The 18,938-nt window shown below is 72.3% G+C and carries 18 protein-coding genes; 5 read left to right on the top strand and 13 right to left on the bottom strand.

Going from position 1 to position 18,938, the window contains the following annotated elements; translation table 11 throughout:
- Positions 1-109: 109 nt before the first annotated feature.
- Complete coding sequence (locus NMK44_RS01090) at positions 110-661, top strand: ribonuclease FAU-1 family protein (RefSeq protein WP_254737799.1); 552 nt, start codon at positions 110-112, stop codon at positions 659-661.
- The gene (locus NMK44_RS01085; protein ID WP_254737215.1) at positions 654-1,181 is read left to right on the top strand and encodes a hypothetical protein; all 528 of its coding nucleotides are present in this window, start codon (positions 654-656) and stop codon (positions 1,179-1,181) included. The genes NMK44_RS01090 and NMK44_RS01085 overlap by 8 nt, the downstream gene beginning before the upstream one ends.
- 4 nt (positions 1,182-1,185) lie before the next feature.
- On the opposite strand, the gene lhpI is transcribed toward NMK44_RS01085, so the two are convergent.
- Positions 1,186-2,136: a bifunctional Delta(1)-pyrroline-2-carboxylate/Delta(1)-piperideine-2-carboxylate reductase gene (gene lhpI, locus NMK44_RS01080; RefSeq protein WP_254737214.1), complete on the bottom strand. Its 951-nt coding sequence runs from the start codon at positions 2,134-2,136 to the stop codon at positions 1,186-1,188.
- Between the two features lie 164 nt (positions 2,137-2,300).
- Here lhpI and NMK44_RS01075 point away from each other — a divergent pair, with 164 nt between their 5' ends.
- The gene (locus NMK44_RS01075) at positions 2,301-2,975 is read left to right on the top strand and encodes a GntR family transcriptional regulator (protein WP_254737213.1); all 675 of its coding nucleotides are present in this window, start codon (positions 2,301-2,303) and stop codon (positions 2,973-2,975) included.
- Positions 2,976-2,987: 12 nt separating this feature from the next.
- Here NMK44_RS01075 and NMK44_RS01070 read toward each other — a convergent pair whose 3' ends face one another.
- The 8 genes from NMK44_RS01070 to NMK44_RS01035 all read right to left on the bottom strand — a co-directional run bounded on the left by NMK44_RS01070 (position 2,988) and on the right by NMK44_RS01035 (position 12,307).
- The gene (locus NMK44_RS01070) at positions 2,988-3,938 is read right to left on the bottom strand and encodes a CPBP family glutamic-type intramembrane protease (protein WP_254737212.1); all 951 of its coding nucleotides are present in this window, start codon (positions 3,936-3,938) and stop codon (positions 2,988-2,990) included.
- Between the two features lie 148 nt (positions 3,939-4,086).
- Positions 4,087-5,430 carry a class I SAM-dependent RNA methyltransferase gene (locus NMK44_RS01065; RefSeq protein ID WP_254737211.1) on the bottom strand — a complete coding sequence of 448 codons (1,344 nt, stop codon included), beginning with the start codon at positions 5,428-5,430 and terminating at the stop codon, positions 4,087-4,089.
- 146 nt (positions 5,431-5,576) lie between these two features.
- Entirely contained in the window at positions 5,577-7,646 is a 2,070-nt protein-coding gene (locus tag NMK44_RS01060; RefSeq protein ID WP_254737210.1) for an APC family permease, read from the bottom strand.
- 337 nt (positions 7,647-7,983) lie between these two features.
- Positions 7,984-9,285, bottom strand: a complete 1,302-nt coding sequence (locus NMK44_RS01055; RefSeq protein WP_302887679.1) for a cytochrome P450 — start codon at positions 9,283-9,285, stop codon at positions 7,984-7,986.
- A gap of 173 nt (positions 9,286-9,458) precedes the next feature.
- Positions 9,459-10,070 carry a GTP-binding protein gene (locus tag NMK44_RS01050; protein ID WP_254737208.1) on the bottom strand — a complete coding sequence of 204 codons (612 nt, stop codon included), beginning with the start codon at positions 10,068-10,070 and terminating at the stop codon, positions 9,459-9,461.
- Positions 10,048-10,404 carry a DUF742 domain-containing protein gene (locus tag NMK44_RS01045; protein WP_254737207.1) on the bottom strand — a complete coding sequence of 119 codons (357 nt, stop codon included), beginning with the start codon at positions 10,402-10,404 and terminating at the stop codon, positions 10,048-10,050. Before NMK44_RS01045 ends, NMK44_RS01050 begins: the two co-directional genes overlap by 23 nt.
- Entirely contained in the window at positions 10,401-10,829 is a 429-nt protein-coding gene (locus NMK44_RS01040) for a roadblock/LC7 domain-containing protein (protein WP_254737206.1), read from the bottom strand. Before NMK44_RS01040 ends, NMK44_RS01045 begins: the two co-directional genes overlap by 4 nt.
- Positions 10,826-12,307, bottom strand: a complete 1,482-nt coding sequence (locus NMK44_RS01035) for an ATP-binding protein (RefSeq protein ID WP_254737205.1) — start codon at positions 12,305-12,307, stop codon at positions 10,826-10,828. Before NMK44_RS01035 ends, NMK44_RS01040 begins: the two co-directional genes overlap by 4 nt.
- A gap of 522 nt (positions 12,308-12,829) precedes the next feature.
- Here NMK44_RS01035 and NMK44_RS01030 point away from each other — a divergent pair.
- Positions 12,830-13,501 carry a potassium channel family protein gene (locus tag NMK44_RS01030; protein WP_254737204.1) on the top strand — a complete coding sequence of 224 codons (672 nt, stop codon included), beginning with the start codon at positions 12,830-12,832 and terminating at the stop codon, positions 13,499-13,501.
- Positions 13,498-14,178 carry a potassium channel family protein gene (locus tag NMK44_RS01025; protein WP_254737203.1) on the top strand — a complete coding sequence of 227 codons (681 nt, stop codon included), beginning with the start codon at positions 13,498-13,500 and terminating at the stop codon, positions 14,176-14,178. Before NMK44_RS01030 ends, NMK44_RS01025 begins: the two co-directional genes overlap by 4 nt.
- Positions 14,179-14,295: 117 nt before the next feature.
- Here the strand turns inward: NMK44_RS01025 and NMK44_RS01020 are convergent, their stop codons facing one another.
- The 4 genes from NMK44_RS01020 to NMK44_RS01005 all read right to left on the bottom strand — a co-directional run bounded on the left by NMK44_RS01020 (position 14,296) and on the right by NMK44_RS01005 (position 18,932).
- Complete coding sequence (locus NMK44_RS01020) at positions 14,296-15,054, bottom strand: DUF3159 domain-containing protein (protein ID WP_254737202.1); 759 nt, start codon at positions 15,052-15,054, stop codon at positions 14,296-14,298.
- Between the two features lie 3 nt (positions 15,055-15,057).
- Positions 15,058-15,468, bottom strand: coding sequence for an OB-fold nucleic acid binding domain-containing protein (locus tag NMK44_RS01015; protein ID WP_254737201.1), 411 nt, complete (start codon positions 15,466-15,468; stop codon positions 15,058-15,060).
- Positions 15,469-15,600: 132 nt separating this feature from the next.
- Positions 15,601-16,284, bottom strand: a complete 684-nt coding sequence (locus NMK44_RS01010; protein ID WP_254737200.1) for a response regulator — start codon at positions 16,282-16,284, stop codon at positions 15,601-15,603.
- Between the two features lie 71 nt (positions 16,285-16,355).
- Positions 16,356-18,932 (bottom strand): DUF4118 domain-containing protein, encoded by a 2,577-nt coding sequence (locus NMK44_RS01005; protein ID WP_254737199.1) that lies wholly within the window; start codon positions 18,930-18,932, stop codon positions 16,356-16,358.
- Between the last annotated feature and the right edge of the window lie 6 nt (positions 18,933-18,938).

The following is an 18,938-nucleotide window of genomic DNA, read 5'->3' as shown; positions in this document are numbered from 1 at the left end:
GCTCGACGGCGGCACCGGCGCCGAACGGCCACAGCTCATGGCCCACCGGGCGCCGCGCGACACGTACGAGCAAGAGCACGACGACCGACACGGGGAGAGCGAAACCACCATGAGCGGCACGGACACCACGACGCCCGGCACCCTGATACCGGGCGGCGGGATCACGGTCAGACTCGTCAAACACCCTCGCCCCGACGTCCGTTACCCCGCCACCGTGGTGGCCGACGACGGCGTACGGGTGACCGTGCGCGCCCCCTGGGCCGGAGCGGCGGTGCGCGACTTCGGCTTCGTCCGCTTCGAGAGCGGTGACGTCTTCACCGAGCACTACTGGCGCAACCGCTGGTACGCGATCAAGGAAGTCCGGTCGGCCTCCGGTGCGCTCAAGGGCTGGTACTGCGACATCACACGGCCCACCGAGGTCGAGCCGGACACCCTGGTCGTCACCGACCTCGATCTGGACCTGTGGGTCTCGGCCGACCGGACATCCGTACTACGGCTGGACGAGGACGAGTTCCTGGAGAGCGGACTCACCGAGCGCGACCCGACCGCCGCCGGACGGGCCCGTGAGGCGCTCGACGAATTGGAACGGCTGGTGCGAGAGGGCGGGTTCGACGCCCTGCTCGCCGGGAGCACGGCAGCGGCCCGGGACGGCCGTGGCTGACAACACCTTCTGGATCGCCGCCCTCACCGGTGGCACGGCCGTCGTGGCCAGTTGGGTCACCAGCCGCGGCAACACCCGCGCGGCCCGTATACAGGCGGACACCGCGGCGCTCGCCCAGCGGGCGGAGCGGCTGCGCGACAGCCGGCGCACCGCCTATCTGGACCTCATCGAACAGGCCCACGGTATGGGCGAGTTGTACTGGGAGGTGTCCGCGGCCGACCGGACCGGTGAGGTCCGGCGCCGCCCCGCGGTCCTGGACGAACTGGCAGAACGCGAACGCGACGAGTACGGCAAGCTGCGCCGCTGCGTCCGCGTGGTGGAGCTGGAGGGCCCGGCCGCCGCTGCCGCAGCGGCGAACGCGCTGCAGAAGTCGACCGGTCGCTTCCACCGCGCGCTGGGCGCGATGCGCGCCGGGGACACGGAGGCGGCGGGCCGCTTCGACAGCGCCTACCGGCCGTTCTGGGAGGCCCTGACCGTGTTCGTGGACGCGGCGCGGACCGCCCTGCACGAGGCACAGTGACGCCTCAGCCGGCCGTCGCCCCGCGGTAGACCAGGGCAGCCGCAGCCAGGTCGGCGAGTCCGCTGCCGACGGTCTTGAACACGGTGATCTCCTCGCCGCCGCGGCGGCCTGACACCTCCTCCCGGCACAGCTGCGGCAGGGTGCCCACCACCCCGTCCCGGTCGAGCGCGCCGGAGGCGATCGGCTGGGTCAGGTCGCCGGACTCCTCCAGCGCGACGGGGGTGTCGACGTAGACGGAACCGCGCCGTACGCAGGTGTCGTCCGCCTCCCTCATGGTGGGCCGGAAGCTGCCGATCAGATCGAGATGGGCGCCCGGGCGCAGCCATTCGCCGCGCACCAGGGGTTCGGTGGCCAGCGTCGCGCAGCTGATCACATCGGCCGAGGCCACCGCCTCGGCCCGGTCCGGCGCCACCCGCGCGTCCATCCCCTCCGCGCGCAACTGCCCTGCCAGCCGCTCGGCATGTGCGGAGGTGCGGTCATGGACGAGCACGGTCCGGATGTCGAGCACACTGCGGTACGCGGCGGCCGCGAGACGGGCGATGTGGCCCGCGCCGATGACCAGAAGGGTCGCGCTGTCCGGGCGGGCGAGGTAGGACGCGGCGAGCGCGGAGGTGGCCACCGTGCGGCGCCGGGTCAGCTCGTTGCCGTCGATCAGCGCCAGGTGCTCACCGGTGGCTGCGCTGGCGAGGAGGTAGGCCGAGGACAGCGCCGGACGCCCCTGGTCGGCGTTCCGGGGGAAGACGTTGACCAGCTTGACGCCCACGAAGTCGCCCTCGGCCCAGGTCCCCGGGGTCCACGACGGCATCAGGAGCAGGGTGGCGTCACTCCGTTCGTCCAGGGTGTGGTGGTGGCGCGGCGGGGTGTGGGCACCGCGGGCGAAGCCCTGTCGCAGCGCGGGGACCAGCGCGTCGAACGGCAGCGCACGGACGGTGTCCTCGGCGGTGAAGTGCAGCATGGCGTCCCTGGGGCGTGAGGCGGCTGACGGTTCGGACAGCATGTTGCCTACCAGTAACCGGTTACCGGCCACCAGTGCCGGGTACGATGCAACCGCCCTCGCCCCGGCGTCAAGGGTCCGTGGAATACCGGCAGATCAGCGGCGCAGCAGAGGAGCGGCACCAGGTGACCGAACCGGAATCCGCACCGCTGCACCGCACCAGCCTGCGCGACCAGATCCTCGCGATGGTCCGGCAGGCCCTGGTCTCCGGTGAGATCCGTCCCGGCGACATCTACTCGGCGGCGGCGCTGGCGACCCGGCTCGGCGTCTCCAGCAGTCCGGTGCGCGAGGCCCTGCTGACGCTGGTCAGCCAGGGGCTGCTGGAGCCCGTTCGCAACCGTGGCTATCGCGTCGTCCCGATGAGCGAGCACGACCTCGACGAGATCCACGAGATGCGGCTCTTCCTGGAGATCCCCGGCACCCTCAAGGCCGCCGCCCACACCGGACCGGAGGACCTGCGCCGCCTTGAGTCGATCGCGGAGGAGATCGAGGCCGCCGCCGAGGCCCGCGACGTGCCCCGTCTTCTCGACGCCGACCGGCGGTTCCACCTCGAACTGCTGGCACTCGGCGGCAACGGTCGACTTGTCGATACCGTGGCCGCCTTGCGCGACCGGACCCGGCTCTACGGCATGGACGCGCTCGCCGCGCGCGGCTCGCTCGGCGCCGCGGCCGGTGAGCACCGCGCCATCCTGGCCGCCGTCGCCGAGCGGGACACGGCCCGCCTGGAGAGCCTGCTGCGCGCACATCTGCACCATATCCGCGCCGAGTGGGCACGCCCCGACGCGCCGGACTCCGCCTGACGCCAAGCCCCGTCAGCGCACCGCGTAGACCGCCCCCGGGCGGGGCATGTCCGCCGCGTGCGCCGCGCCCTCCCGGCGACGCCGTCGCGTACGCCGTCCCCACAGCGCGAACACGCCCGCGACCAGCAGCAGATATACCGGCACCAGCAGACCCGCGGTCCCCGCGCCGTGCTCGACGTACCAGCCCGCGTGACGCCCGTCGCCCTCCAGGGCGATCCGGTTGACGGTCAGAAAGGCCAGATGGACGCCGATGGAGGTCCACAGCGGAGCCCGCGCCAGGGCCGTCCGGGCCGCGACCAGGGTCAGCCCGAAGACCACGATCAGGACGAGATAGTCGACCGGGTCCTGTCCGCCCGGCGCGACACCGATCGGCCCCGCGTCCCGTCCGACCAGCCGTGCGGCCCCGGCCGCCACGACCGTTGACACCCCGGGGACCAGCAGGAACACCGCCGTGGTGGCCAGCGCGGCGCCCTTGCCTCCGAACCGGGAGCGCAGCGACATCCAGGTGTAGCCGCGCAGTGTGGTCTCCTCCGGCAGGGCTTCCAGCAGCAGGGCGACCACCGCGTTGGAGGCGAGGAACCCGGCCAGCGCACCGGGATCGGGATCCGACCAGCGCAGCAGACCCCCCGCCGTCGCCGCACCCAGCACGAGCGCCGCCGCCACGGCTGTCACCGTCGCGCCGGTCAGAAAGGCGACCGCGCTCGCCCCGGGCCCGCCGAACCCGAGCCGCCGGAACGGTCGCCCCCGGTGCGCCACGACCACCAGCGAAAGGGCGAGAGCCGTGACGAGGGCCGCCGGCACCAGTCGCGCCACCAGCCCCGACGCCCCCACCACATCAGCGAGGGCCGGACCCAGCCCGGTCCCCACCCCCAGCGCCGTCGCCATGACGAGCCCACCGACCAGGGCCCGGCCCAGCGCCCCGGCACCCGAGGCCCCGCTCCCGCCGACATGAGATCCCGCCATCTGCCCACTCCCCCGTATCCGAACGGGACGGCGCGCCCGACGCCGGCGCCCGCCCCGTTCTCATCCTCACCGGCGGTACGGGGCCCGGGCTCCTGCTGGAGGGGGAAAGCGGACTACATCCTTCGGCCCACCGGACGGGGTGCCCGGATCAGCCGTCCTCGCGGCGCGGCTCCAGGATCATCACGCACTCCACATGATGCGTCACCGGGAAGAGGTCGAACGCCCGCATCCGGCGCGGGACATAGCCCGCCGCGGCGAAGTACGTCAGGTCGCGGGCGAGGGCAGCCGGGTCGCAGGCGACGTAGGCGATGCGGCGCGGGCCCATGCCCGCGAGGCGGGTCGCGGTCTCCTTGCCGGCGCCCGCGCGGGGCGGGTCCAGGACGATCAGATCGGCCTCGGTGATACCGGTGCGGGGCAGTACCTGCTCGACCTTGCCGTGCTCGATGCGGACCCGGTCGAAGTCCTGAAGGTTGTGACGGGCGTCCTCGACCGCGCGCTTGGAGGACTCGATGCCGAGCACCGCGCCGGTCTCACCGACCCGTTCGGCCAGCGCGCCCGCGAACAGTCCGACACCGCAGTACAGGTCGAGCGCGGTGTGTCCCTTGCGCGGCATCAGACCCTGCATCACGGCCTCGACCAGCAGATCCGCCGCCTTGGGGTGGACCTGCCAGAAGCCGCCCTCGCCGACCCGCCAGGTGCGGCCCGCGGCGCGCTCGCGGACGAAGGGCCGGCCGTGGACGCGGTGCACCAGGCGGACCCGGTCCCGGCCGCGCGACTCGGCGGCGCGGAGCACGGAGACGGGACGGTCGAGTTCGACGATCGGCAGCCTGCCGCCGGGCCGCGGGGTGAGGACGACCTGACGGTCGGAGGAACCGGTGGCGGCGATCGCCTCCACCGTTTCGATCTGCGGCCATTCGCGCTTCTCGATACCGAGTTCGGTGACGCCGGGGGCCGCGATCAGACAGTGGTCCACCGGCTCCACCTCGTGCGAGCGGTGGCGGCGCAGACCGGGCCGGCCCTGCTCGTCCACGGCGTACTGCACCCGGGTGCGCCAGGCGGGCACCTCGCCGCGGCCCACCTTGTCGCCCGGCGCGGGCTCGACGGTGCCGTCCCAGCCGGCCTGCTCGGGGGTGAGTCCGGCCAGGCGGTGCAGCTGCTCGGTGATCACTTCGGCCTTCAGCCTGCGCTGGGCGCCGGGGGCCGCGTGCTGCCAGTCGCAGCCGCCGCAGCGCCCCGGTCCGGAGAACGGGCAGGGAGCCTCGACGCGGTCCTTGGAGGCGTCCAGCACCCGCACCGCGTCGGCGCGCAGGAAGCGGGCGCCGGTCTCACCCTCGGTGACCCGGACCACGACCCGCTCACCGGGCAGGGCGTGCCGGACGAAGAGGACCTGGCCCTCCTCGGTGCGGGCGATGCAGTGACCGCCGTGGGCCACCGGGCCGACCTCGACCTCGTACTCCTCGCCGACCAGCGACGCCTCGGGTTCACGGTGCATGGCGGGCTCGGCTCCTGTGGGGTGAGGGGGTGGTGGGACGGCGCCCGGCCGCGGACGCGGTCCGGCGGTGGGACAACAGCCCACCAGTCTACGCGCCGCCACCCCTCCCTCGTTCCGTCCGGCCCGGGCCCCGGGCCGGACCGTGGCTAGCGCCCCGGGGTCTGCGACTTGGCGCCGGTCCGTTCGCTCTTGGGCGGGGTCACCGGACCGCGCCGCACCGCGCCGGGGGCGTTCCACTCGGCCCGCTTGCGCGCCCGCTTGCGGGCGAGCTCGGAGGAGTCCAGCTGCCAGGGCACGGAGGTGACCATGACGCCCGGGGTGAACAGCAGCCGCCCCTTGAGCCGCAGCGCGCTCTGGTTGTGCAGCAGGTGCTCGTACCAGTGGCCGACCACGTACTCGGGGATGTAGACGGAGACCACATCGCGCGGGCTCTCCCGGCGCAGCCCCTTGACGTAGTCGATGACCGGCCGGGTGATCTCGCGGTACGGGGAGTCGAGGATCTTCAGCGGGACGTCGATACCGCGTTCGTGCCACACCGCCTGGAGGGCCTTGGTCTCGGCGGGGTCGACGCTGATGCTCACGGCCTCCAGCCGGTGCGAGCGCATCAGCTTGGCGTAGGCCAGGGCGCGCAGCGTCGGCTTGTGGACCTTGGAGACCAGGACGATGGAGTGCACCCGGGAGGGGCGCACCTCCTCCTCGTCGAGCTGCTCGGTGGCGGCGGCGAGCTCCTCGGAGACGCCGTCGTAGTGGCGGCGGATCGCCGTCATGGTGACGTAGAAGATGACCATGCCCAGCAGCGCGACCCAGGCGCCGTGGGTGAACTTGGTCAGCAGCACCACGACCAGGACCAGACCGGTGAAGAAGGCACCGAAGGTGTTGATCGCACGGGCGCGGACCATCCGGCGGCGGGCCGCCGGGTCGCGCTCGGTGGCCAGGTGCCGGTTCCAGTGCCGCACCATGCCGGTCTGGCTGAGGGTGAAGGAGACGAAGACACCGACGATGTAGAGCTGGATCAGCCGGGTCGAGTCCGCGCCGTAGATGTAGACGAGGACCGCGGCGGCCCCGGCGAGCAGCACGATGCCGTTGGAGAAGGCGAGCCGGTCGCCGCGGGTGTGGAGCTGACGGGGCAGATAGCGGTCCTGGGCCAGGATCGAGCCCAGCAGCGGGAAGCCGTTGTACGCGGTGTTGGCGGCCAGGAACAGCACCAGCGCGGTGGCCGCGGCCAGCACCACGAAGAGGATCGAGCCGTCCCCGAAGACGGCCGCGGCGACCTGGGAGATCACCGGGTTCTGGGTGTAGTCGGACCCGAGCGCCACGCCCTTGTCCAGCAGGTCCCGGGCCGGGTTCTCGGCCATCTTGACGTCGGTGACGATGGCCAGCGTGATGATGCCGACGAACATGGTGACGGCCAGGCCGCCCATCAGCGCCAGCGTCGAGGCCGCGTTCCGGCTCTTGGGCTTGCGGAAGGCCGGGACGCCGTTGCTGATCGCCTCGACGCCGGTCAGCGCGGCACAGCCGTCGGAGAAGGCCCGCAGCAGCAGGAAGACCAGCGCGAACCCGGCCAGCCCGGTGTGTTCGGCGTGGACCTCGTAACCGGCGGTGGGCGCCTTCATGTCGTCGCCGAGGACCAGCCCCCGGTAGGCACCCCAGATGATCATCGCGAAGACGCCGCCCACGAATACGTAGGTGGGGATCGCGAAGAGCTTGCCCGACTCCCGCACCCCGCGCAGGTTCATCAGCGTCAGCAGCAGGATGATCGCGACCGCGCACAGCGTCTTGTGCTCGACGAAGAAGGGCACGGCCGAGCCGAGGTTCTCCACTCCCGAGGAGATCGACACCGCCACCGTCAGCACGTAGTCGACCAGCAGGGCGCTGGCGACGGTGAGACCCGCCTTGGGGCCGAGGTTGGTGGTGGCGACCTCGTAGTCACCGCCTCCGCTGGGATACGCGTGCACGTTCTGGCGGTACGAGGCGACCACGGTGAACATCAGCACGATGATCGCGATCGTGATCCACGGGCTGTAGCTGTAGGCCGACGCCCCCGCCACGGACAGCACGATCATCACCTGTCCCGGCGCGTACGCGACGGAGGACAGCGGGTCGGAGGCGAAGACGGGGAGCGCGATGCGCTTCGGGAGAAGGGTTTCCCCCAGCTTGTCGCTGCGCAGCGCCCGCCCGATCAGGATCCGTTTCGGGAGGTCGGTCAGTTTGGACACGCAGAGGATCGTATGCGGTAGGTACGGCCCCCGCCCAGCCGCCTGCCCCCGCTCCGTTCCCGGGGGCGCGCGGCGGGCGTACGCCCGTCGGGGACAACGGCGCAGCAAGCCCGCGGTGACGGCCGGAATGGGACGGTTCCGACCGCTTTCGGGCGCGCGCGGAGGCGCTCCGACGCACACCCCGCACACCGGACGCGGTGCGGGCGCCGATCACGGGATGTCGCACACCTCACGTGCCGCCCCTCGGACAGCTCGCGTCCCGGTCCGTGGGACAGCTCACGCCCGTCCCGCGGACCGCCGCCGGATCACCGGCTGCCTGCCGACCGCCGCCGGTCCCCTACTGGCCGCGCCACCACTGGCCCAGGGCGCCCCACAGGCGCCGCGGGCCACTGGCGCCGGACTCGGGCTGCTCCGGGCGCCCGGTCCCGTCGAACGGGGCGGGCGGGCCGGACGGGGCGGACGGCTGCGCGGCGGGCGCGGGCGCCGGCGCCGGTACGCCGGTCGGCATCGGCGCGGGCATCGGCCCCGCGCCCGCCATCACCGGGAACCGCACCGGCAGCGCCACCAGGGCCCGGTGGAAGGGCCCGGTGCGCCAGGCCAGCCGCTCGGCCGGAACGGCCAGCTCCAGGTCCGGCAGCCGGTCCAGGAGCTTCTCGATCGCCACCGAGGCGATCACCCGGGACGGGCTCTCGGCGGGGCACCGGTGGGAGCCCACGCTCCAGGCCAGGTGGGCACGGTTGCCCAGCCGGCCGCCTGAGGTCAGCTGGGGGTCGGTGTTGGCCGCGGCGTAGCTGGTCAGGACGGCGTCGCCCCTGCGCAGCCGCACCCCGCCCACCTCCACGTCGTAGCGGACGAACCGGGTGCCGAAGTTCGCCATCGGCGGGTCGGACCACAGCACCTCGTCCAGGGCGTCCTGGACCGGGAGGCTGCCACCGGAGAGCTCCCCGGCGAACCGGTCGTCCGAGAGCAGCAGCCGCAGCGCGTTGGCGATCAGGTTCAGCTGGGGTTCGGTACCGGCCGCCAGCAGCAGCCCCATCTGTTCGATGAGCTCCTCGTCGGTCAGCCGGGAGGGATGGGCGATCATCCACGAGGTGACGTCCGGACCCGGCTCACGCCGCTTGACGGCCACGAGATCGGCCATGTAGCCGAGCATCTGGTCGTTGGCCCGCGCCGACTCGGGGCCGACGTCGAACAGCGCGGTGACCGTCCGGACCAGCTCCCGCCCCTTCTCCGGCGGGGAACCGAAGAGCTGGTTGAAGACCAGCAGCGGGATGATCGCGGCGTACTCGCTCAGCAGATCGGCCTCGCCCCTCCCGGCGAAGGCGTCGATGAGCATGTCCGCGCTGCGCTCCACGAACTCGCTGAGCGCGTGCACGTCCACCCGGCCGAGGCTGTCGTTGATCGCGCCCCGGAACCGGGCGTGCTCCTCGCCGTCGGTGAACAGGGCGTTGGGCCGGTACATCAGCATCGGGAGCACCGGGCAGTCCTGGGGCACCTCGCCCTCGTTCAGGGCCCGCCAGTTGCGCGGGTCCTTGGCGAACCGCTCGGTGTCGCGCTGGACCTCCAGGGCCAGCGTGTAGCTGGTGACCAGATACGCCCCGACGCCCGGGGAGAGCTCGACCGGGGCGATCGGGCCCATGGCCCGCAGCCGCGCGTAGAAGGCGTGCGGATCGGCGGCGAAGTCGGCTCCGTACAGCGGCACGGCCGCGCCGCGGCCCCCGACGGGACCTCCGTGGGCCGGTCCGCCGGTGTGCGCGGGGCACCCCGGCGGCGGTACGGCTCCCGGGTCGGCCCCGGCGTCCTTGCGGTAGGTCACACGTTCTCCTGCGGGGTACGGGTGTGGAGGGACTGGAGGTACTGGACGAGGGAGATCAGGGCGCGGGTCGAGGAGATCCGGTTGCGCGCGTCACAGACCACCAGGGGGGTTTCCGGGAGCAGGTCGAGGGCCTCCCTGATCTCCTCCTCGGCGAAGACCGGGGCGCCCTCGAAGCGGTTGACGGCCACCGCGTACGGCAGGCCCTGCTCCTCCAGGACGGACATCACCGGGAAGGACTGCTCCAGCCGCCGGGTGTCCGCGAGGACGAGCGCGCCCATCGCGCCCTGGGTCATGTCCTTCCACAGCCGGGTGAACCGGAGCTGACCGGGGGTGCCGAACAGGTACAGCACCAGGGAGTCGCTGAGGGTGAGCCGGCCGAAGTCCATGGCGACCGTGGTGGTGGTCTTCCGCTCGGAGCCGGCGAGATCGTCGACCAGCGCCCCGGCCTGCGTCATCGTCTCCTCGGTGCGCAGCGGGCGGATTTCCGACAGCGAGCCCACGAACGTGGTCTTGCCGACCGCGAAATGACCCACCACCAGCAGCTTGACGGCCGTCCGCACGGTACCGGGCAGATAGACCGCCCGCTCAGAGGCGAGCGCGGAGTCCATCGAGCACCTCCTGCAGCAGCTGCGTCTCGGGGAGTTCGGCGGGGGGAATCGGGGACCGGGTGGTGATGTGGCCGCTGTCCACGAGATCACCGAGCAGGACCTTGGTGACGCTCACCGGCAGTTCCAGATAGCCGGCGACCTCGGCGACGGACAGCGCGCCGCCGAGACAGAGCTCCATCACCCCCCGCTTCTCCGGGCTGAGCCCGGCGAGCGGACGGTCGGGGTGGGCCATGACCAGGGTCACCAGGTCGAAGGTGTTGCGGGTCGGGTAGGCACGGCCGTCGGTCACGACATACGGGCGTACCAGTCCTCGTTCGCGCCGGCCGGGGCTCATGCCGGGCTGCCGAAGCCCTGTCGCCCGAGGTCCTGCCGCGGCGGACTGGTGAGTTCCTTGCCCAGCCGGTCGACCAGCTTCTGCATCCGGTAGCTGACCGCCTCCATGTCCACCGCCTCGGTGGCGGAGACCGCGAGATAGGCGCCCGGCCCGGCGGCGGTCAGGAAGACATAGCCCCCGACGAACTCCACCAGGGTCTGCTGCCACGGGCTCTCGTGCGGATCGCAGAACTCGGAGGTGCTGCGGCTGATGGACTGCAGTCCGGAGAGCGCGGCTGCCTGACGCTCCGCCTCGTCGCGGGGGATGCCCGCGGAGTGCGCCCGCAGCATCCCGTCCGCCGACAGCAGGATGGCGTGCCGCGCCTCCGGCATCTTGACGACCTCGTCGAGCATCCAGCCCAGCTCGTTGTTCAAGTGGTCGTTCATGCCTGGCGATTCCCTTCTTCACTGTGGGGGGCGGCGTCCTGGGGGCGGGGTGCGCTTTCCTGTGGGGTTTCCGGATGGGCCGCCCGGCCGGAGCGGGTGCCCCGGGCGAAGGCGCCCATCCGCTGGGCGGTTTCCTCGGCCGAGCGGACCCGGTGCGAGCCGGTGTCCGGCTCCGTCTGGGTGACCGGCCGGGGTCCGGGCGCGGCGGTGGCCTCACGGCGGCGGCGCTTGGGCAGTCCGCCGGCCGTCACGCCGAAGCTGCGCGCGGCCTCGTCGTCCACGGCGGGTGGGGCCGCCGCGGGCGCGGGTCGGGGGGTGGGGCTGGGGGCAGGGGCGGCGGGCTCGACGGGCCGGGCCTGCGCCGGGATCCCTGCGGTGGCCGCTCCGGGAGCCTGGGGTTCGGCGCGGCGGCGCGAGGGGAGCGTGCGCGGCGGGGCGCTCCGCTCCTCCGGCGCCGCGGCGGCGCTCGGGGCTCCTGCGTCCACATGGGTGAGCAGCGCCGAGGGGAGGAACAGCACGGCGCGCACACCGCCGTAGGGCGAGCGGGTGTCCACCGAGACGCTGAAGCCGTAGCGGGCGGCGAGCAGCCCGACGACGGCGAAGCCGAACTGCGGCGGGTCGCCGAGCCGGGAGACGTCCACGGCGCGCTGTCCGGACAGCAGGGTGGCGGCCCGCTGCACCTCCAGACCGTCCATGCCGACACCCGCGTCGTCGACCACGATGCAGGCGCCGTTGTGCACCGGCTGCAGGCTGACCTCGACGCTGGTGTTGGGCTGGGAGTGGCGGGCGGCGTTGTCCAGCAGTTCGGCGACCGCGAGCACCACCGGCTCCACCGCCCGGCTCACCACGGCGACGTCGATCAGGCTGTGCACCTGCACCCGCTGGTAGTCGCGGATGCGCGACTTGGAGCCGCGGACGACATCGGTCAGCGAGGAGGCCAGCCGCTGGCGTCCGGGCCAGGAGCCGCAGAGCACGGCGATGGCCTGGGCGCGGCGGCCGAACTGGGAGTTGGCGTGGTCGATCTCCAGCAGGTCCCGCAGCACATCGGGGTTGTCGTGCCGGTCCTGCATCTGCGAGATGGAGACCTGCTGCTCATGGGCGAGCCCCTGAAGGGCGCGCATCGACGCCTTGAGCGCGGACTTGGCCGAGGCGTCGGCCCGTGACTGCGCCTTGTCCACCGCCCGGGTGAACTGCTCCATGACGGCGTGCAGGCTCTGCGCGAAGGTGGTGCCCGCCAGCTTCTCGTCCTTCAGCCCCGGCAGCGGGGTGGGCAGGTTGACCCCGTCCGCGACGGCCGGGAGCCGGATGTCGCAGAGATGGCGCACCTCCTCGTCCCGCGCCCGCAGGCTCTCCTCCAGTGCGGCGTTGCGCCTGCGCACGCCCGCGGTGATCCGCCGCTGGCGCGTCAGGAGCACCAGAACGACGAGGGCGACGACGGCCAGGCACCAGCTCACCGCCTCCGATATGTGATCAGTCATCAGGAACCTCGTGCTGGGAACGCGGGCGCGGAAGGAACGATTCAGAGCCCTGATGTCCCGTCCGGAAACGGAATACGGCGATCATCTTAGTCACGGGATGACCGAGTGTCCGACGCACGGAACACAGTTCGAACGCAGCGGACTCTATTGCCAATTGCCGTGACGGTTCAGTGAAGGTCCTGGATGCGGGGCGAAGATGAGGCGAATGCGGCTCGGGAAAAACCCCGGGCGGCTTCTCGGTACGGGGACCGAAGTGATCGTTCGCCCATTTCCACGAGATCGCCCCTATCGGAAATGATCAGTATTCCACCCGGGCCCGACGCCCTCTCCACCGCCCCGGGGAACTTTCCCATCGGTACGGATACGGTGGGGACTAGCGCCGCGGCGACACCAGTCCGTCCCCGCTGGAGCACCAGCGGCGGGGGCCGTGTCCCCGCCGTTGCCCCGTAGGTCCTGGAAGGAAGATGTGAGCAGGGTGTTTGTGCAGGTCAGCACGGTCATCAGGAGTGCGGGGTAAGACGCATGCATATCGTGATCATGGGCTGTGGCCGGGTGGGCTCCGCGCTCGCCCAGACCCTGGAGCAGCAGGGCCACACGGTCGCGGTCGTCGACCAGGACCCCACCGCCTTCCGCCGGCTCGGCGCGGGCTTCGGCGGGCGCCGGGTGACCGGTGTCGGCTTCGACCAGGACACCCTGCGTGAGGCGGGGATCGAGGAGGCCGGAGCCTTCGCCGCGGTCAGCAGCGGCGACAACTCCAACATCATCGCGGCCCGGGTGGCGCGCGAGATGTTCGGCGTGGAGAACGTGGCGGCCCGGATCTACGACCCCCGGCGCGCCGAGGTCTACCAGCGCCTGGGCATCCCCACCGTGGCCACCGTCCGGTGGACCGCCGACCAGATGCTGCGGCGGCTGCTGCCGTCCGGCGCCGAGCCGCTGTGGCGCGACCCCAGCGGCGGGGTGCAGCTCGCCGAGGTGCACACCTCCCCCGCATGGGTCGGGCACAAGGTCAGCAAACTCCAGGAGGAGACCGGGGTGCGGGTCGCGTTCCTGACCCGGCTCGGCGAGGCCATCCTGCCCACCTCCCAGACGGTGTTGCAGGAGGGCGACCTCGTCCATGTGATGATGCGCACCGACGAGGTCGAGAAGGTCGAGGCGGCCTTCGACGAGGGGCCCGAGGAGGGGAACAACCGATGAGGGTCGCCATTGCCGGAGCGGGCGCCGTGGGGCGTTCCATCGCGGGCGAACTGCTGGAGAACGGCCACGAGGTGCTCCTCATCGACAAGGCGCCCACCGCCATCTCGGTGGAGCGGGTGCCGCAGGCCGAGTGGCTGCTCGCGGACGCCTGTGAGATCACCTCGCTGGACGAGGCCGCGTTGCAGCGCTGCAACGTGGTCATCGCGGCCACCGGTGACGACAAGGTCAACCTGGTCGTCTCGCTGCTCGCCAAGACCGAGTACGGGGTGCCCCGGGTGGTGGCCCGGGTCAACAACCCCAAGAACGAGTGGCTGTTCAACGAGGCGTGGGGCGTGGATGTCGCCGTCTCCACTCCGCGGCTGATGTCGGCGCTGGTCGAGGAGGCGGTGAGCGTCGGCGACCTGGTCCGGCTGCTGCGCTTCAGCCACGGCGACGCCAACCTGGTCGAGCTGACGCTGCCGCCGGAGGCGGCCCTGGCCGGGACCCGGGTCGGCGATGTGGAGTGGCCGGAGGACACCAGCCTGGTCACCATCATCCGCGGCACCCGGGTGCTGACCCCGAACAAGGACGATGTCCTGGAGGCGGGCGACGAGCTGCTGTTCGTCGCGGCGCAGGCGCGCGAGGAGCAGCTGGAGGACCTGCTGTCGGTCCGCCGGGAGCCGTCCGCCGGGAGCTGATCCCGCAGGTCATGACACGGGCGAGGGCCCCGGGAACCGTTACGGTTCCCGGGGCCCTCGTCGGTCGTGGGTGCGCCGTCAGTCGTCGCTCACGGCCGTCGGCGCGGGCGGACCGCGTCAGGGGAAGCGGGGCGGCTCGGCGACCGGGCCGTGCTCGGCCCTGGCGCGCTCACGCTCCCGCTCGGCCTTCTCCTCGGCCTCCATCTCCGCGATGACGTCGATCGGCGGCGGGGCCTTGGCCAGGAAGATCCAGGTCAGATAGACGCAGAGCAGGAACGGCGGAATGCCCAGCGCGACCTTGACCCAGCCGAGCTGGGTGGCGTCGCCCCACCAGTAGAGCGGGAACAGGATCGCCGACTTGGCCAGCAGGATCAGCCCCCATGCCCAGGTGGCCTTGGTGTAGGCGCGGAACCGGCCCGGATTGCGGGTACGCCAGGAGAGGTTCTCCTTGAGCATCGGCCCGAGCAGCACACCGATCAGCGGATAGCGGAAGATCGCCGACAGGACGTAGGCGACCGCCAGGCCGAGGGTGTAGAGCATGCCCGGCAGATAGAAGTTCTTGGCGTCACCGGACATCATGGCGAAGATCGCGCCGAACGCGACCCCGAAGACGCCGCTGAAGGCGTGCTTCAGGGTCTCCTTGCGCGCCAGCCGGGCCAGCGCCAGCAGCACCGTCAGCCCGAGCGCGGCGATGGCGGCGAGGTGGATGTCCCGCTTGATCGTGTAGAGCAGGACGAAGACCAGGCCGGGGACGGTGGTGTCCACCATGCCCCGTACGCCGCCGAACGCCTCCAGGAGCGCGGTGTCGGCCGCCGCCCTGCTCCGCGCGGCGGTCTCGTGGTCTTCGGTGGGGGTCGGCTTGTCGTCTGACGTCACCGGCTACTCCTGTCCGAGCGGTCGGAGTTCGTACTTCGGATTGAACAGCACCCGGCGCCCGTGACTCATGGAGATCCGGCCGGAGGCGATCAGCCTGCGGCCCGGTTCTATACCGATGATGGAGCGACGGCCCAGCCACACCACGTCCAACGCGGCGGTGCCGTCGAAGAGCTCCGCCTCCAGCGCGGGTACTCCGGCCCTCGGCCGCAGTGTGACCGTGCGCAGCGTACCCGTCACCTTCACGATCTGCCGGTCACCGCAGTCACCGATCTTGGTACAGCCCGCGTCCTCCGCGTCCTGCTGGAGCTCGGCGGACAGAAGCTCCTCCTGGGAAGTCGACAGCCGGTCGAGCATCCGCCGGAAGCGGCCGGCCGGCTTGTCACCCTTCTCGGAGGGCTGGCGTGCGGAACTCATACGGCCAGCGTACCGGTGAGGCCCCACCGCGACGCCGTCACCGCTCGAACCGGTAGCCCATGCCCGGCTCGGTGATGCTCCATCCCCCGGGGGCAACCCCCGGACCCCCGGCCGCACACCCCGGTCCGCTGATCACCGCTCGAACCGGTAGCCCATGCCCGGCTCGGTGATGAAGTGCCGCGGATGCGAGGGGTCCACCTCCAGCTTGCGGCGGAGCTGGGCCATGTAGACGCGCAGGTAGTTGGTCTCGGTGCCGTAGGAGGGGCCCCAGACCTCCTGGAGCAACTGCTTCTGGCTGACCAGCCGGCCGGGATTGCGCACCAGCACCTCCAGCAGGTGCCATTCGGTGGGCGTCAGCCGGACGTCACGGCCGTCGCGGTGGGCCTTCTTGGCCGCCAGGTCGACCGAGAACGTCTCGGTCTCGACGGTCACCGGATCCTCCGACTGCACGGTGGGCTCGGCCCGGCGGACGGCGGCGCGCAGCCGGGCGAGCAGCTCGTCCATGCCGAAGGGCTTGGTGACGTAGTCGTCGGCGCCCGCGTCCAGGGCCTCGACCTTCTCGTCGGAGGTCTGGCGCGCGGAGAGCACCAGGATCGGCACCCGGGTCCAGCCGCGCAGCCCCCTGATCACCTCCACCCCGTCCATATCGGGCAGTCCGAGGTCGAGCACGACCACGTCGGGGTGGCGGGTGGCGGCCAGCCGCAGGGCGGTCGCGCCGTCCGACGCGGCGTCCACCTCGTACTTGCGCGCCTTCAGGTTGATCACGAGGGCGCGTACGATCTGCGGCTCGTCGTCCACCACGAGCACCCGGTTCATCTGGTCTGCCTTCCATCGCTGTGTTGTCGTCCCCTCCGCCCGGGCCGCCCCCGCCACGGCTCCGGGGCCGGTCAGGACACGGCCCGGGCCGGGAGGTCGGGGCGGACCGGCGGGCGGCCGGGGGCGGCCCGCAGGGTGAGCACCATGGTCATGCCGCCGCCCGGGGTGTCCTCGGCGGCCAGCCGGCCGCCCATCGCCTCGGCGAAGCCGCGGGCCACGGCCAGCCCGAGGCCGACCCCGGCGCCGCGCGGGGCGTCACCGTACCGCTGGAACGGCTCGAAGATCCGGTCCTTGGCGGTGTCGGGCACTCCGGGGCCGCGGTCGGCGACCCGCAGCTCGACCCGTTCGCCGAGCGCGCTGGCCGCGACCAGCACGGAGGAGTCCGGCGGGCTGTACTTCACGGCGTTCTCCACGATGTTGGCGACGGCGCGCTCCAGCAGTCCGGGGTCGACGGCGACCATGGGCAGCTCCTCGGGGATGTCGAGGGTGACACTGGCCTCCGGGACGCCGCCGAGCGCCATCGGCACCACCTCGTCGAGGTCGATCTCGCGGATGAGCGGGGTCACGGTGCCGGTCTGCAGCCGGGACATGTCCAGCAGGTTCCCCACCAGGTGGTCCAGCCGGTCGGCGCCGTCCTCGATGCCCTCCAGCAGCTCGGCCTCGTCCTCCTCGGACCAGGCGACGTCATCGGAGCGCAGGGAGCTCACGGCGGCCTTGATGGCCGCGAGCGGGGTGCGCAGATCGTGGCTGACGGCGGCCAGCAGCGCGGTCCGTATGCGGTTGCCCTCGGCCAGCTCGGTGGCCCGTTCGGCCTCCAGGGTCAGCCGCTGCCGGTCAAGGACCACCGCGGCCTGGGCGGCGAAGGCGGCGAGCACCCGGCGGTCCTCGGCGGGCAGCACCCGGCCGGAGAGCGCGAGCGCCATGTGGTCACCGACCGGCATGTCCACATCCGCGTCCTCGGGCCGCCCGGGCGGTGCGGCTCCCCCGCCGGTGCCGCCCACACTGCCCGCGCAGGTCCAGGGGGCGACATCGCTCTCCCGCTCCAGCAGCGCCACGGTGTCCATGCCGAAGGTCTCGCGGACCCGCTCCAGCAGCGCTTCCAGGCTGGTCTCACCGCGCAGCACACTGCCCGCGAGGAAGGACAGCACCTCGGACTCGGCGCGCAGCCGGGCGGCCTGATGGGTGCGGCGCGCGGCCAGGTCGACGACCGAGGCGACGCTGACGGCCACCGCCACGAAGATCGCTATGGCGACGATGTTCTCGGGGTCGTCGACGGTGAGAGTGTGGGTGGGCGGGGTGAAGTAGTAGTTGAGCAGCAGGGATCCCACGGCCGCCGAGGCGAGGGCGGGCAGCATCCCGCCCAGCAGCGCCGCCAGCACGTTCAGGAAGAGGAAGAGCAGCACCTCGTTGGCGAAGCCGGGTCCGGCGTCCGAGGCGAGGCTGGCTCCGCCGACGGTGAGCAGCAGCGTGAGCAGCACCGGTCCGCCCACACCCACCCCCCAGCCCGCGATCAGCCGGGAGCGGCCGAGCCGGGCGCCGCGGGCCACCGGCAGTCCGCGGCCCTTGGCGACCTCGCCGTGGGTGACGATGTGGACGTCGAGGTCCGGGCCGGAGTCGCGGGCGACGGTGGCGCCCACCCCGGGTCCGAAGACGTACTGCCACGCCTTGCGGCGGCTGGAGCCGAGCACGATCTGGGTGGCGTTGACCCCGCGGGCGAACTCCAGCAGCGCTCCGGGGATGTCCTCCCCGATGACGTGGTGGAAGGTGCCGCCCAGATCCTCGACCAGGGTGCGCTGGACCGCCAGCTCCTTGGGGGAGGCGGAGGTCAGCCCGTCGCTGCGGGCGATGTAGACGGCGAGGATCTCGCTGCCGGAGCCCTTGGCCGCCATCCGGGCGGCCCGGCGGATCAGCGTGCGGCCCTCGGGGCCGCCGGTGAGGCCGACGACGATGCGCTCACGCGCCTGCCAGGTGGTGCGGATGCTGTGCTCGGAGCGGTACTGCTGGAGGTACTCGTCGACCCGGTCGGCGGTCCACAGCAGGGCCAGTTCGCGCAGCGCGGTCAGGTTCCCGGGCCGGAAGTAGTTGGACAGCGCCGCGTCGACCTTGTCGGAGGCGTAGATGTTGCCGTGCGCCATCCGGCGGCGCAGGGCCTGGGGCGACATATCGACCAGTTCGATCTGATCGGCGCGGCGCACCACCTCGTCGGGCACGGTCTCCCGCTGCCGGACGCCCGTTATCGACTCCACCACGTCGCCCAGCGACTCCAGGTGCTGGATGTTGACGGTGGAGACGACGTCGATGCCCGCCCGCAGCAGCTCCTCGACGTCCTGCCAGCGCTTGGCGTTCCGGGAGCCGGGGACGTTGGTGTGGGCGAGCTCGTCGACGAGGGCGACGGCGGGGCGGCGGGCCAGTACCGCGTCCACGTCCATCTCGGTGAAGACGGCGCCCCGGTACTCCAGCTCCCGGCGGGGCACCGCCTCCAGCCCGTGCAGCATCACCTCGGTGCGGCGGCGGCCGTGGTGCTCGACGAAGCCGACCACGAGGTCGGTGCCCCGCTCGACCCGGCGGTGCCCCTCGGAGAGCATGGCGTAGGTCTTGCCGACTCCCGGGGCCGCACCGAGGTAGATCCGTAGCTTGCCGCGTCCCATGACCCC

This window comes from Streptomyces cucumeris (genome assembly GCF_024295805.1).
Taxonomy (GTDB): Bacteria; Actinomycetota; Actinomycetes; order Streptomycetales; family Streptomycetaceae; genus Streptomyces; species Streptomyces cucumeris.
This window is presented reverse-complemented; position numbering and strand designations above follow the sequence as displayed.